This window comes from Methylobacterium sp. E-046, from assembly GCF_022829625.1.
Classification (GTDB): domain Bacteria; phylum Pseudomonadota; class Alphaproteobacteria; order Rhizobiales; family Beijerinckiaceae; genus Methylobacterium; species Methylobacterium longum.
This window is the reverse complement of record NZ_JAKSYP010000043.1, coordinates 1-12,107: the sequence shown is the minus strand read 5'-3', so window position 1 is coordinate 12,107 and position 12,107 is coordinate 1. Positions and strand designations below refer to the sequence as shown.

The window sequence follows — 12,107 nt, the reverse complement described above, 5'->3', positions numbered from 1 at the left end:
GCGGATCAGGTCACCGATCGGGTCGCCGGCGGCGGCCTTCCCTTGCGCCACGGCCGGCACCAGCTTGCCCGACAATCGCGGCCACGTTCGTGCTCCCGGCGGCAATGCCACAGTTGTCCGGTGCGCCAGCAGCACTCTGCTGTCCGCCATCAGCAGGGCGGGTTCACTGCCGTGCAGCTTCCCGGGCGGGTCCATCCAGGTCGATGGGGTCGATGACGTCGCAGCAACGACTGTGATCACCCGTGCTTTGCGATCGATTGTCGCGTAGTTGCCCGGGTGCAGGACGTGTCCGGCGACGAACAGCCCGAGTGCAGCAATGGCCGTCGTGGCCAGCGTGGATCGATAATGTTCCATCGCGGCAGAACACACGGTCAAGCTCGCCGTTCCGGCTGATCCCCCGTGATAGCTAACCGTGACTTTACAGCCGCAGCGCCCCGCCGGATCGAGCCCGGAGAGCCGACACGCCCGGAACGGGGTGAGTCGCTGAGGTGGCCGAATGCTTCCGGAGACACACGGCCGCGGTCGCGGCGGGGCGCCGAAACCTCCTGCCAGGGATCACCTCCATCGCTGGGGGGTTCATCCTTCGTGCGGTTTCATCCAGCACAGCGCCAAACCGCCCCCGGCGATCCTGGACGCTCTGCTGGGTGATGAGCACGCAAGCAGCGTCAACGCGATCCCAGGAGGAATTCCACCATGGCAGACATCCGCTCACACGATCCGCTCGGACGAGCCGAAGGCCGACCCGGATCGAGCCAGGCTGGCGGCTCATCCGGCAGCACATCCGGTGGCGGTGCCGGTGTCGCCGATCAGGCCAGGGAGACGCTGCGGGATGCCACCGACAGGGCCGCGGACGCCTGGGACAACGCCTCCGAGTACGGATCGCGCTACTACCGGCAGGGCAGTCGTGCCGTCAGCGACATGGACAGCGGCACGATGACCGGCATGTTCATCGCGGGCGCGATCGGCTTCGGCCTCGGCTGGCTGGTGTTCGGTCAGCAGTCGCGTTCGGGGGATTACATCCCGAGGCGCATGAGCACGAGCAGTGAACGCGGCTACTAGGAGTGATCCGAGAGGCGGCTGGTGGGGTGGCGAGCTGCGTCACCCGTCGCAGACCGGACATGGGAAACCCCGCCGGGCGCGGAGCCGGGCGGGGCTGCTCTATTCGCAGTGCGGCGAGAGGGGAGTGATTACGCAGCCAGCTTCGTCACGGCCTGCAAGTTCTCGTTGCTGGCCTTGAGCGCGCCGGTCGCCACGGGGCCGTTGCTCTGCGCGCCCAGCCGGTCAGCCACGAACGGTACCAGCGCGACGTTGGCGGCAACGGCGGCGACGAGGGCGGAAACGAGCAGGGCGGTCATGGCAGGCGGTCCGTGTTGGCGTTTGCGGTGCAGCATTTATGACCGCAAATCGCCCAAACTGGCATACCAAGTCCCATATGCCAGATCTGCGGCGGATGCATGGTAAGCGCGGGCACCGCGCTGAGCTGCCCTCCTGACCACAGGGGCCGTCGCCAATACCGTGCCCGCGGTGGGTCGACCGGGGCGAAAAAGCCAGAAAGCGGGGTGCGGTCGCGGTGACCGAATCTGCGGGCGGAGGTTTACCGAAGGCGAGCGCAGCGCCGGACTGGTGATGGCTATGGCAGGTGGGTGGGAGACGATGGAGACGGCACCGGTCGAGGAGGGGAGCAGAGTCCTTCTCTTCGACGGCACGGACCAGTTCGTGGGCGTTCTGACCCGGTACAACACTAAGCATACGGGCGAGTGGCGTCTGTGGGCCGGGGCCAAACCCGTTCCCTGGGACGGAGGGATCCCGACGCACTGGATGCCGCTGCCGGACGCCCCACCGGGCTGAGGTCAGCCGTCGATCGGGGACGGTGCCACCTGTCGCAGCTGGCTTCGTTCTCGCGAGGCGCGTCTGCCTGTCGAGCGGCCCGCGCCACAGCGATGCAATCGGATGCTCTAAGAGCCTTGTGCGATCCGTGGCGGTGCGGGAGAGTAACGCCTTCTCTACGCCGGGTAGCAGGCCGGACTTCCAGGCCGGACTTCCAGGCCGGGCTTGCAGGCCGCTCGGGCCGGCGCAGCGCTTCTTCTACCTCATCGACGGGCCGCACCTCACCTCGGCGACGGGCGCTGGTGGGACGCGGATGCCGGTCGCTGACGTGACGGCGGGGGCACGCGGATCGGAGGCGCGTCGGGCCTCGCTGTCCTCGGCCGCATCCGCCGGACACGGATCGTTCCGGCTGCGACAAATCGCGACCACGACACCGCCAACAACGCGGACGCCAACCTCGCCGCGTTGTGCCGGCGGTGCCACATGAGCCACCACCGGCCGGAGCATCAGAGGCGGCCCCGATCAGGCCCCTCGGCGCTGCGCCTTCAGCAGTTGCAAGGTGCGCTGGCTCTCGCGCTCGAACTGCGCGGCCGTGATCTCTCCGGTATCGACACGGCGCGCGAGCTGCTTGCGGTACTCCAGCGCCTCTTCTTCCTGCGCGCTCAGCGACACGCTGGCCCGCGCGGCCGCCTGGGTGCGCTCTGCCCACTCCGTGTAGCTGATGCGATGCGCGTCGCGCTCAGCCCTGAGGCGAGCGACATCCTCTTGGAGAGCCGCGGCACCCCGCGGCGCCACGGCGGCCTGTTGCGGCGCTGTGGCGCCGGTCTGGCAGGCACCCAGCCCGGCCGAGACCAGTAGGAGCGCGGTGATGTGTCGGTTCATGATCAGCCCTCGTTCGCAACGACCTAAGCTGCCCCGTGCCACCGGAGCGAGAGCGGATCGGCCACAGTCGACCGCCGATAAGTCCACACGCCGGATCGTCCGGTGTCCTGCGCCGCCTCGTCCACGGAAGGACGTATGGCCATGGACCGGCAGGTGCGGTGCCCAGCTCCCCCGCGCCGCGCCGATCCGCACGCGAACGCCCGGCCAGGGCGTCACGGGCGGCGCGTGAGGAACTGGCCCGCACACCACCTGTCATCGCGTGTCCGCCCACAACGAAGTTCTGTGGTGTCGCGAACACCGCGGGCACATCAGCACGGGACGGCATCGCCATAACGGGCGCGGTTGCTCCCGCGGCCCGGCAGGCCGCTGCCCTGTGAGCCGCGCTGGTCTCGGGTAAAGCGCGGAGGCCTTCATGGGGAACGGCATCGCCGCCGCATGGTTTTCCGGCACATACGAGGAGGAACCGCCATGAAGACGTTTACAGCTGTTGCCATCTGCCTTGTGCTGGCTAGCCCAGCAATCGCCGAAACCGTCGGCGAGAAGACGGGCGTGAATTCGTTACTGGGTAACAGTCCCACGACGCAGGATTTCGTTACCGAAGCCGCGATCAGCGATATGTTCGAGATCCAGTCGAGCAAGCTGGCCCAGGAGAAAAAAGACGCCAAGGCGGATGATTTTGCGAAAAAGATGATCGCCGACCATACAACCTCGACGGACGCGATCAAGACGATGGTTCAAGGCGGAAAAGTGAAAGCGGAGATCCCAGCGTCTCTCGACAGCAAGCATCAGGGCATGATTGACAAGCTGAAGGGCTTGAACGGCGACGACTTCGAGAAGCAGTACCGCTCCGATCAGATCTCGGGCCACAAGACTACGGTAGATCTGTACAAGCGCTACGCGAAGGGTGGCGACAACGCGGATCTGAAGGCGTTCGCAGAAAAGACCCTGCCGATCGTAGAGCATCACCAAAAGATGGCCGAGGATTTGGCTAAGTAAGCGCCACCACGTACCCGTCGCTCGACACCGGAGGCTCGGCACCTGCACAACGCGGAGGTCGTGTCGCCGGACTTCGTGCACCAAGCCCTGGAGGCAACACCGATACGGGACCGCGAGCCTACGAAGGCGGCCGTATCAACCCGCGTGCGCCGTAACACGCCGGCAGCCCTCTGCATCAGGTACCCCTGTGCTGCCGCATCGAAGCGGCAACACAGGGAGCTGCACCGATGCACGCTTTCATTCTCGGCACCTTCGCCACCGTCGGCGTCTTGGCTGTGATGTCGACTGTCCTGACGCTCGTCGCGGCGATTGCGTGACCCTCTCTAGCCACCTCCGATCCCGGTCGTGACCTTGCCCCGGTGCCCGTGCGCGCGGGGCAGTTCTGGCCATCGACCTTGCCGGTGCCGCTGCAGGCAGGGCACTGATTCTCGCCGGTCCCGCGCGTTCCCGAAGGTGCTTCGTCGCTGGGTCCGGCGGGGTCTCTGCCGCCCATCGGCTCCCCTATCTACGGAGGGAAGCCGAGGGGGCAGCCACTCTTCCCGCCCGGCACGCGCTCGCCCGGCGCGTGCCGGGCGTGCGTGCGTGAGGCGGTGGCACGTCGTTGTCACCCGGCGCCGTGGCCGCCCTTGGCATTGTCCGGCTTGGGAGGGTCCGGTCGGTTGTCATACCCGCCGCTCTCCGGCCCTTCGCCGACATCGGGCTCGGGGCTGCCGGGAGAGTGCGGGCCGCTGCCACCGGCGTCAGGCGTGATGGTCTTGTTATCCCGTTTCGGTGGCGCCGGCGGTACCGTGCCGAACGCTTCGCGCGCTGCGTCGACGTCCTGACCCATGCTGGCCTCCCTGGATGTTGCAGGAGGCCAAGGTTCGGTGACGTTGCGGGTTCCACAAAGCCGTGCAGGGCGCGTCAGTCCGCCCCGCAGTCGAGCCGTTCGCGCCCGCGCGGCGCGGCGTAATCCGGGGCTTCGTCCTGCCCGCTGAGCTCGCGCGGATCTGGTGATGGTCCTGACTGGACGCTCACCCAGCCTGTCCACGCTACGGGGATCCGCCGGCAGCCCACCTGTGACCTTGCCGCCGAGATCCTTGGCGCGGCCAGTTATACGTTTCTCATTTATTATTTTCCCTCTCAATATGGGAACTGAATTAATATCGTCGCACTAACAACGCATGAGCGGCGCTATTCGTCTCGATGTCGCACCCTGTTGTCTCGTGGGCGCGGCGGAACAGTCGCGGGCCGCTGCCGTTTCTCTGGTCCAGAGTGCCATACAGGAGCCGCGCAATGCCGAACGGTGCTCAGAGCCGCGGGTCGAGTACCGCCGATCCGGACTTGGCTGATGTGCAAACCTTCGCCGATGCGCTGCGCGATCAGACCCACTGTTATGTCGAGAAGCGCAGGGCGGATGCGGCCCGGCTCGTATCGGATGTCGGTGAGGCTATTCGCGACACCGGCACGAACTTCGACGGGCTACCGCAATTGAAGGAGTTCTTCGATCAGGCCGCGCTTGGCGTCGATGGCTTCGCCGAGGACATCTCGCGGCGCTCGTTCGGCGAGATGTACGACGAGGTTCACGCCGCGGTCCGGCGACGGCCCGCTTTGGCGACCGCCGCGGCCGTCCTGGCTGGCTTCGCGCTGTTCCGCGTCCTCCGCACGCCCGATATCCGGCCGGTCCCACGCTCACGGGCGGTCGTTCCGGTCGATGTTTTCCCGACGCCTAACCTGTAAGGGGGCGATATGGCTGAACCAGGATTGCGGAGCATTCCCACCCTCGTCGGCGATGCGGTTCGTGAGCTGCGGGATCTCGTCGGCAGTGAGATCGCGCTGTTCCGCACCGAGATGGCGCTGGGCGTCCATCACATATCCCTTGGTCTGAGCCTGCTGCTCGTGGCGGCTGTCTTTGCCATCGCGGGCCTGTTCACGCTGCTGCTCGCCCTGGTGAAGGGCATCGCCGTCCTGGTGCAGTCGGACGCCCTGGCCGCCCTGATCGTGGGCGGCGTGTTCCTCGTGCTCGCCCTCGGGCTGGCTTTGTTTGGGCGCAGCAAGGCTTCACTGGCGACGCTGGAGCCGGCACGCACGGGACGGCAGGTCAAACAGGACGCGAAAGTCCTTACGGAGCGCATAGACACATGAGTGACTCGCCGGATGACCTGGAGCATGACGTCGAGGCGTCCCGGGGGCGGTTGGACCGCACGCTGAGTGACCTGCAGGACCGCCTGAACGGGCCGGGCATCCCGCGGAGCTTGGCCGATCTTCGTCGTTCCGGCGAAGCGGCCAGCAAAACGGTCGAGCGCGTCGTCGCCGACGTGCGGGTCAATCCCGTACCGGCGCTGCTGATCGCTGCCGGATTGGGCTTGCTCGTCTACGAGGCGTTCCGCATGGCGGCGGGGCGGAGGCGTCTGGCCGGTGTTTCCGCGGGATCCGCCCTTACCACCTCCGATCGTCACCTCCCCGAGAACCATCCGGACCGCATGCACGCGCGGCTGGATGACGCGTTGGAGGAAAGCTTCCCCGGCAGCGACCCGGTCTCGGTTCGGATCACGAAATAGCCCGCCCCCGCGTTGTCGGCTCGCATTGCCCGAACGGCCGGAACCAGCCAACGCGTTGCATCCCGGACTCGCCACATCCCGCCGGCTCCGCGGCCGATGTGGCGACGCGGCTCCATAAGGCGCCTCGTCCAACGCCACGAAACCCCTGTGACAGCCTGAGAGAAGCGTCGTGGCCCTTCTCTTTCGGTGGGCTGGCCGGTGACGTGATCAATCCCCTCTCGGATGCGGGTGCGGATCGAACGGCCCCGGGCGTCATCGAGGTAGACCGTCCGCCGGGCCGCCACGGTACCTCGCCCCTTCGGCCTGCCGATTGATCTGCCGGTGACGTGCTCGTCACCCGTCGGGGCGCTGGGGCTCGGGGTTCTCGCGTCTCTCCACGGCGGATCATGGCAGCGTCGGCGAACGCGGCGAACTCGGCGGCGGACGGCTCCATCCGGTGCGTGAACGCCTTCGAGGGCGCAGGCGACACGGGGTCTTGTAAAACTGCGGCTTCGACCCCAGCGACCCGAAGTCATTCTCGCCGCCGCCAGCGCAACATCGAGATCCTGCTGCGCCCGCGGTCCCAATAGCTACGGTTCTTTCCGCGTCGCAGCAGACCGCAACGCAACTTATTTCTCGCTATTCTATTTATATATAGCCCGATTAAATTGGCGACAACGAAATTTTATTTCTGGAACGCCGGGCGGGGTCGGGGTGTTTCAACCACCCAATACATAACTGGAGCCCGTGATGCGTACCTCTATCGCCGCCATCCTCCTCGTGAGCACGCTCGGTTCAAGCGCCCTGGCCCAGACCACGACGACGGGTTCGCCCGCCGCGCCCGATGCCAAGACCAGCCAGCAATCCGGCGGTCAGCAGAGCGTCACGCGGCCCAACACCGACAAGATGACCCAGGACGGCGCCTCTACGGGGAGTGCCGCCAACACGAAGCTGGAGAAGGGCGCCAACAGCTTCACGGAAGGCGAGGTCCGGTCGCGTCTGGACAAGGCCGGGTTCAAGGACGCGAAGGACCTCAAGAAGGATGCCGACGGCATCTGGCGCGGCACCGCGATGCGCGACGGCAAACCGACCCCTGTGGGCGTCGACTTCAAGGGCAACGTCGCGGCGCAGTGATCCCGACCTCAACCAGGAGATTTCCCATGGCTCAGCAGACCATCACCGCCCTCTTCGACCGCTATGAGGATGCCAGCACAGCCGTCAGCAAGCTCGAAGCCGGCGGGGTCCCGCACGGCGACATCAGCATCGTCAGCAACAACGAAGGCGATCGCCACAGCAACACGCTAGGGGGCGAGAATCATCGGGTGAGTGACGACACCCGTGAGAAGGCCAAGGACGGCACGGGGACTGGTGCCACCCTCGGAACCGTGGTCGGCGGGGCCGCGGGTCTGCTCACGGGGCTCGGCCTGATCGCGATCCCCGGCGTCGGACCGGTCGTCGCCGCGGGCTGGCTCGTCGCCACTCTGACGGGAGCCGGTATCGGCGCAGCGGCCGGCGGTCTCGCCGGCGGACTGACGGGCGCAGGTGTCAGCGAGACGGACGCCCATGCTTATGGCGAGGGTGTCCGTCGCGGCGGCACGCTCGTCACGGTCCGCGCCGATGAAGCGCGGGGTCCGATGGTGATGGACATCCTGGAGCAGCATGGTTCGGTCGATCTCGACCAGAAAGCCAACGCGTGGAAATCCGACGGTTGGACGACGCCGGTCGCGACGGACGCCGGTGCGGCATCGGGTGTGGGTTTGACCCCGGGCCGGGAGCGTGTTCGCTCGTATCCCAGCACCGGCGGATCACTTTGACTTAGGATCAGAGGCCGAACAGGCTGAACCTGTCGCTCCATCGTTTCAAAGGCGATGCGCGACGATGACGGCGCCCCGGAAGGATCCGATTCCGGGGCGCCGCTAACCGACCGGCGGCAGGCCTCCTCCGCCAACTCTCGCCCGTCATCGACAAACGGGGTCCTGTCAGTGAGCGTCCTCGAGGCCGTCGCCGCGGCCTAAGCCTTCGCGATAACGTTCTGCCAATACTTCTTCATCGCCTCGGTTCACGTAAACTGATGGCTTGAGCCGCGAGGCCGCCATGGCTCTGACAGGACGGTTCTGGTTCAGGCGCACGTGGCGGGGGAAGCTCGTCCTCCTCGTCGAGGATGAGAGACGCCGCTGGTTCGGCCGCCGTGGGACCACGAAATTCCGCTGGCGTGACGCAACGCTCCTCGATCTGGCGGAGCCGGAGCTGCAGGCGCTCGTAAACCTGGAGCCCGCGCGCCGTACAAATCCAGCGTCCGGATCCGTGGGGCGGCTGCATGCCGTCTCATAATTCTCAGCCTTCAGCCTCGCCGTCCCCGTCCTGAGATCCAACCCGTACTCTGATCGAACCGTCCGGCGGTTCATCAGCGTTCAAGCCCCACGTCCTCCGGTAGCGAGCGGGTGAACCATGGCGATCGATGTCCGATCCGAACTGCGCCGCCCCGTAGCCCTCAGCCTGGCGGTTATAGCGGCTGTGCTCCTGGTCTGGCTGCTCATTGTTACTGCCGTTCATTCCAAGCACCGCCGGGCCTTCGAGCAGCAGATCAACTCGCTCCAGACGGAACAGGGCAATTTGCGGAACGCGTTCGCCCAACAGCAGGCGGCTACGGGCACGCTGTCAGACTTGAAGGCGAGGATCGCGAGCACCGAGCAACAGGGGCAGCAGCTCGCCCAGAATGCGGAGCAGGTCCAAGCCCGACTCGCCGCACTCCGGCAGGAGCAGCAGGCGGCCGAACAGAAGGCGGGCGAGGCCACGAAGGAGCGGCAAGCGCAGACGCAGCGCCTCGGCGAACTGCAGGCTCAGGTTCAGGAGGCCGAGCAGAAGATTGTGCCGCTGCGCGAGGCGGCGGACACAGCCGATCAAGCCGCCAAGGCGCGCACCCAGGATCTGGCAAATGTCGGTGCGCGGCTCGAGGAGGCCCGCCAGCAGGAAGCCAAGCTGCGCGGCGACCTCGCGACCCTAACACAGGAGAGCGCGGCCAAGACGTCACAACTCGCCCAGTCCGAGCAGAGCCAGCAGACAGCGCGCGAGGGAGCCGCGGCAGCGCAGAAGGCCCTCTCGGACGCGAAGGCCGAGACCGAGAAGGCATCCAGACAGCGCAGCGATCTTGAGCAGGCCATCGGCAGTCTGAGCGCGAACCGGGATAAGCTGGCGGCGGACCTCGACCGCACCGGCCAGCAATTTCGGGAGGCAAAAGACAGCCTGGCGGGAACGCAGAAGGAAGTCGCCACCGCTCAGGCAGATCGGGACCGGGTTACCGCCGAGCGCAGCCAGGCTGAGGCCTCGGTCAAGACGCTCCAGGACAGCCGGGACGGATTGAGCGCTGCGGTCGAGGCGCTGCAGAAGCGGCAGGCGGACGCCCAGGCGCAACTCGCGTCGCTGACCGAGAACCTTGCGGCCCGCAACAAGGAGCTGTCCGAGCTGGACGAGAAGTTGAAAGCCGCGCGTCAGGAGTTGGCGAGCGTGCAGGGCGGCCTCGCCGACGCCCGCAAGCAGCTGTCCGAACAGGCCGCGCCGATCCCCCCCGCGCAGCCGCCGGTGACGGATTCGAAGCCGCACTGAGATCCCGGCGTCCCCGGACCGCTCGGGCGGGTTCAGATTAGCGCTCCGTTAACCGTGCGCTCGGCAGCTTGATGGTGGCTAGGTCCAACCTGCAGGTGCCACCGTGAACCAAGCCTACCCCGTCAGTGCCGAGGATCCCGCGGGCGACTGCCCGGTGTCGATCGAGACCCTTGGCCGGCTCTACCGTGCAGAACCCGAGGCTCTGTCCGAGCAACTCGGCGGCATACCGGATGCCACGCGGGCGCGATTGGCCGTCTACCTCTATGGCCGCAGTCACACACGTCGGCTCGGGATGCAGATTGCCGCCACGTGCGAAGGAGCCAGCCTGCGACGGGCCGCGAGTTTTGTCGGGCACGCGCTTCACGATCTCACGCGGAAGAACCCGGCCGCAGGCTCGGAGGCCATTCCGGCGAGCGGCGCTCGGCGCGCGGTCAGTCTCGCAGGCTCAGGCGCTGCAACTCGACGCGCCACCGCCTGAGCACGCTGTCATCCAGCTAGCTCCTGATCGAACCGAGCGACCGCTTCGGCGGGCACGTCCAGCGCGTCCGCGAGCACCTGAGGAATTGTCGCTCCTGCAAGGTGTCGGGTTCGATAGCGAGACGGGCAGCGGCGTAGATGCGCGCCGCCTGCTCCGGCGTGCTCACACCGGCCGCGAGTTCGTCCACATCGACCGGCTCGGCCAGTTCTTTGTCCAGCCATGCACGGCCCGCGGCGCCGATCTTGGCGGCTGCGAGGGCGCCGTAGAGCCGCTCCCGTTCGGCGGCGTCCATCAATCCATCCGCCATCGTGGCGGCGACCATGGCGCGCAGCATCATCCGGGCTTCGTCCTCGTCGACTGCGGAGTGGTCAAACGGTGTACGGGGCGCCGCCGCCGGGCTTGCGTGCCCCGCGGAAGGAGTTGCGTCCGAAGCCGGCGCACGCCCCGGCAGCGCCTTCAGAGCAAGACCGACAATCAATGCCACGCCGCCCAAGGCGGCTGTCGCGGCGATGGTGCTGCCCTGTCGATCGCGCACGAGCGCGTCGACCATCTGCTTTGCTTCAGCCACGAATGCCTCCTTTGTCGGACAGACTTCATCCTGCAACGGTTTGGGCGCCACGGCAGTTCATAGGGCGGTCGCCAGAAGGCCGAGCGCACGGGTGAGCGAATGCTGACGATGCGATCGCGAGAGTGCAGCGAAGCGGCGGATCCAGCGGGAGCCGATCGGGCCTTGTTGATGGGTGAGGCCGTCGCGCTGGCCTTTGAGACAAGCGGGGGCAAGCTCAACGGCATGAGCCGAGACGCGCTCGCCCGTGATCTTGCCGGGATCCTCGAACCACTGCTGAACACGTGCACGAACGCCGAATGGATCGAGGCCGTCAACGCCCGCCTGAACCGGCTCGACGGTGAGACCAGCGAGCCAGGACCGCGAGTTGAGCGGTTTGCGCCGGACGGCACCGCGGAGATGACAGCACCGCCACGGTGAGGCCTACGGCGACGGGCGCCTCAAGCGTCCGCCGGCTCCGTGGCCTTCCGCGATCTGCCCGCGCGCTTTGGCCTCTCCGAAACGGTCTCTGCGGTCTCAGCGGGCTCTGCAGCCTCGGGGGCCGCCCTCCTACGCTGTTGTCCGAGTCCGAAGCTCTTGGCGAGCGCCGAGCGCGACTCCGAGTAGCTGGCCGCCACGGACGGGTAGTCGCGCGGCAGGCCGTAGCGTTCGCGATACTCTTCGATGGTCGTGCCGTTGCCGGTGAGGTGGCGCTTGAGCGTCTTGTAGGGCTTGCCGTCGATGAAGGAGATCAACGTATCCGCTGTGATCGACTTGCGGATCTGGGCGGGCGTGGGCTTCTGGGTTGCCAGCGCTTCGGCTGCGGCACCCTGAGCGAGCCCCGTCAGCGCAGTATGCATGCTGTCGATCAACGCACCGATCTCGCTCGGCTGTACGCGGTTGTTCGATACGTAGGCCGAGACGAGGCCCGCCGTCAGCGCGACGTAGTCGGTTGCAGCGCGCTCGATCGTTTCTACACTGTGGTCCACGGCGCACCTGCTCGAGTGAAGCCGAGAATCTGCGCCGATGGATACCGTAAATCAACACGCATTCAGCGCGTTTATCACTTCCGTAAGGATGGTCTCAGCTGGCCATGGCGCGCATCTCAGGCGCGTCTTCACGCAGCACGTAGCCGCGGCCCCAGACGGTCTCGATGTAGTTTTTGCCCTGGCTGGCGTTGGCGAGCTTCTTGCGCAGCTTGCAGATGAACACGTCGATGATCTTCAGCTCCGGCTCGTCCATGCCGCCGTAGAGGTGG

General features: G+C 66.7%; 18 protein-coding genes and 1 pseudogene. 12 read left to right on the top strand and 7 right to left on the bottom strand.

The window, feature by feature from the left end:
- Nucleotides 1-369: pseudogene (locus MKK82_RS02305) on the bottom strand (hypothetical protein); the annotation flags it as partial.
- A 324-nt stretch (nt 370-693) separates the two neighbouring features.
- Between MKK82_RS02305 and MKK82_RS02300 the strand changes: the two are divergent.
- On the top strand, nt 694-1,059 hold the full coding sequence (locus tag MKK82_RS02300) for a hypothetical protein (protein WP_238292920.1): 366 nt from the start codon (nt 694-696) through the stop codon (nt 1,057-1,059).
- Nucleotides 1,060-1,187: 128 nt separating this feature from the next.
- On the opposite strand, the gene MKK82_RS02295 is transcribed toward MKK82_RS02300, so the two are convergent.
- Complete coding sequence (locus MKK82_RS02295) at nt 1,188-1,355, bottom strand: hypothetical protein (protein ID WP_238292923.1); 168 nt, start codon at nt 1,353-1,355, stop codon at nt 1,188-1,190.
- A gap of 277 nt (nt 1,356-1,632) precedes the next feature.
- On the opposite strand from MKK82_RS02295, the gene MKK82_RS02290 reads away from it, so the two are divergent.
- Nucleotides 1,633-1,848: a hypothetical protein gene (locus tag MKK82_RS02290; protein ID WP_243984540.1), complete on the top strand. Its 216-nt coding sequence runs from the start codon at nt 1,633-1,635 to the stop codon at nt 1,846-1,848.
- A gap of 501 nt (nt 1,849-2,349) precedes the next feature.
- Here MKK82_RS02290 and MKK82_RS02280 read toward each other — a convergent pair.
- Entirely contained in the window at nt 2,350-2,709 is a 360-nt protein-coding gene (locus MKK82_RS02280; protein WP_243984545.1) for a hypothetical protein, read from the bottom strand.
- 468 nt (nt 2,710-3,177) lie between these two features.
- Between MKK82_RS02280 and MKK82_RS02275 the strand changes: the two genes are divergently transcribed.
- Nucleotides 3,178-3,705: a DUF4142 domain-containing protein gene (locus MKK82_RS02275; protein ID WP_238292926.1), complete on the top strand. Its 528-nt coding sequence runs from the start codon at nt 3,178-3,180 to the stop codon at nt 3,703-3,705.
- 604 nt (nt 3,706-4,309) lie between these two features.
- Here the strand turns inward: MKK82_RS02275 and MKK82_RS02270 are convergent.
- On the bottom strand, nt 4,310-4,534 hold the full coding sequence (locus tag MKK82_RS02270) for a hypothetical protein (protein WP_243984538.1): 225 nt from the start codon (nt 4,532-4,534) through the stop codon (nt 4,310-4,312).
- A gap of 446 nt (nt 4,535-4,980) precedes the next feature.
- On the opposite strand from MKK82_RS02270, the gene MKK82_RS02265 reads away from it, so the two are divergent.
- The 8 genes from MKK82_RS02265 (at nt 4,981) to MKK82_RS02230 (ending at nt 10,305) form a co-directional block, all read left to right on the top strand.
- Nucleotides 4,981-5,424: a hypothetical protein gene (locus MKK82_RS02265; RefSeq protein WP_238292931.1), complete on the top strand. Its 444-nt coding sequence runs from the start codon at nt 4,981-4,983 to the stop codon at nt 5,422-5,424.
- A 9-nt stretch (nt 5,425-5,433) separates the two neighbouring features.
- On the top strand, nt 5,434-5,829 hold the full coding sequence (locus MKK82_RS02260) for a phage holin family protein (protein ID WP_238292933.1): 396 nt from the start codon (nt 5,434-5,436) through the stop codon (nt 5,827-5,829).
- The gene (locus MKK82_RS02255; RefSeq protein ID WP_243984543.1) at nt 5,826-6,245 is read left to right on the top strand and encodes a DUF3618 domain-containing protein; all 420 of its coding nucleotides are present in this window, start codon (nt 5,826-5,828) and stop codon (nt 6,243-6,245) included. Before MKK82_RS02260 ends, MKK82_RS02255 begins: the two co-directional genes overlap by 4 nt.
- A gap of 729 nt (nt 6,246-6,974) precedes the next feature.
- Nucleotides 6,975-7,358 carry a hypothetical protein gene (locus tag MKK82_RS02250; protein WP_238292936.1) on the top strand — a complete coding sequence of 128 codons (384 nt, stop codon included), beginning with the start codon at nt 6,975-6,977 and terminating at the stop codon, nt 7,356-7,358.
- Nucleotides 7,359-7,384: 26 nt separating this feature from the next.
- Nucleotides 7,385-8,038, top strand: a complete 654-nt coding sequence (locus tag MKK82_RS02245; RefSeq protein ID WP_243984536.1) for a hypothetical protein — start codon at nt 7,385-7,387, stop codon at nt 8,036-8,038.
- A gap of 280 nt (nt 8,039-8,318) precedes the next feature.
- Complete coding sequence (locus tag MKK82_RS02240) at nt 8,319-8,555, top strand: hypothetical protein (RefSeq protein WP_238292942.1); 237 nt, start codon at nt 8,319-8,321, stop codon at nt 8,553-8,555.
- A gap of 117 nt (nt 8,556-8,672) precedes the next feature.
- Entirely contained in the window at nt 8,673-9,827 is a 1,155-nt protein-coding gene (locus MKK82_RS02235) for a chromosome partitioning protein ParA (protein ID WP_243984534.1), read from the top strand.
- Nucleotides 9,828-9,930: 103 nt separating this feature from the next.
- Entirely contained in the window at nt 9,931-10,305 is a 375-nt protein-coding gene (locus tag MKK82_RS02230) for a hypothetical protein (protein ID WP_243984532.1), read from the top strand.
- A gap of 16 nt (nt 10,306-10,321) precedes the next feature.
- Here MKK82_RS02230 and MKK82_RS02225 read toward each other — a convergent pair whose 3' ends face one another.
- The gene (locus MKK82_RS02225) at nt 10,322-10,873 is read right to left on the bottom strand and encodes a DUF533 domain-containing protein (protein WP_313902080.1); all 552 of its coding nucleotides are present in this window, start codon (nt 10,871-10,873) and stop codon (nt 10,322-10,324) included.
- 168 nt (nt 10,874-11,041) lie between these two features.
- On the opposite strand from MKK82_RS02225, the gene MKK82_RS02220 reads away from it, so the two are divergent.
- Nucleotides 11,042-11,290 (top strand): hypothetical protein, encoded by a 249-nt coding sequence (locus MKK82_RS02220; RefSeq protein ID WP_238292953.1) that lies wholly within the window; start codon nt 11,042-11,044, stop codon nt 11,288-11,290.
- Between the two features lie 20 nt (nt 11,291-11,310).
- Here the strand turns inward: MKK82_RS02220 and MKK82_RS02215 are convergent, their stop codons facing one another.
- Together MKK82_RS02215 and MKK82_RS02210 are read right to left on the bottom strand one after the other, a co-directional pair.
- Nucleotides 11,311-11,838 carry a MucR family transcriptional regulator gene (locus MKK82_RS02215; protein WP_238292956.1) on the bottom strand — a complete coding sequence of 176 codons (528 nt, stop codon included), beginning with the start codon at nt 11,836-11,838 and terminating at the stop codon, nt 11,311-11,313.
- Nucleotides 11,839-11,932: 94 nt separating this feature from the next.
- The coding region (locus MKK82_RS02210; protein WP_243984541.1) for a helix-turn-helix domain-containing protein at nt 11,933-12,107 on the bottom strand (175 nt) is incomplete at its 5' end.

Bases quoted from the DNA above. Each gene is read 5' to 3' on its own strand.
- MKK82_RS02300 (WP_238292920.1), top strand. From the start codon at position 694: ATGGCAGACATCCGCTCACACGATCCGCTCGGACGAGCCGAAGGCCGA.
- MKK82_RS02295 (WP_238292923.1), bottom strand. From the start codon at position 1,355: ATGACCGCCCTGCTCGTTTCCGCCCTCGTCGCCGCCGTTGCCGCCAAC.
- MKK82_RS02290 (WP_243984540.1), top strand. From the start codon at position 1,633: ATGGCAGGTGGGTGGGAGACGATGGAGACGGCACCGGTCGAGGAGGGG.
- MKK82_RS02280 (WP_243984545.1), bottom strand. From the start codon at position 2,709: ATGAACCGACACATCACCGCGCTCCTACTGGTCTCGGCCGGGCTGGGT.
- MKK82_RS02275 (WP_238292926.1), top strand. From the start codon at position 3,178: ATGAAGACGTTTACAGCTGTTGCCATCTGCCTTGTGCTGGCTAGCCCA.
- MKK82_RS02270 (WP_243984538.1), bottom strand. From the start codon at position 4,534: ATGGGTCAGGACGTCGACGCAGCGCGCGAAGCGTTCGGCACGGTACCG.
- MKK82_RS02265 (WP_238292931.1), top strand. From the start codon at position 4,981: ATGCCGAACGGTGCTCAGAGCCGCGGGTCGAGTACCGCCGATCCGGAC.
- MKK82_RS02260 (WP_238292933.1), top strand. From the start codon at position 5,434: ATGGCTGAACCAGGATTGCGGAGCATTCCCACCCTCGTCGGCGATGCG.
- MKK82_RS02255 (WP_243984543.1), top strand. From the start codon at position 5,826: ATGAGTGACTCGCCGGATGACCTGGAGCATGACGTCGAGGCGTCCCGG.
- MKK82_RS02250 (WP_238292936.1), top strand. From the start codon at position 6,975: ATGCGTACCTCTATCGCCGCCATCCTCCTCGTGAGCACGCTCGGTTCA.
- MKK82_RS02245 (WP_243984536.1), top strand. From the start codon at position 7,385: ATGGCTCAGCAGACCATCACCGCCCTCTTCGACCGCTATGAGGATGCC.
- MKK82_RS02240 (WP_238292942.1), top strand. From the start codon at position 8,319: ATGGCTCTGACAGGACGGTTCTGGTTCAGGCGCACGTGGCGGGGGAAG.
- MKK82_RS02235 (WP_243984534.1), top strand. From the start codon at position 8,673: ATGGCGATCGATGTCCGATCCGAACTGCGCCGCCCCGTAGCCCTCAGC.
- MKK82_RS02220 (WP_238292953.1), top strand. From the start codon at position 11,042: ATGGGTGAGGCCGTCGCGCTGGCCTTTGAGACAAGCGGGGGCAAGCTC.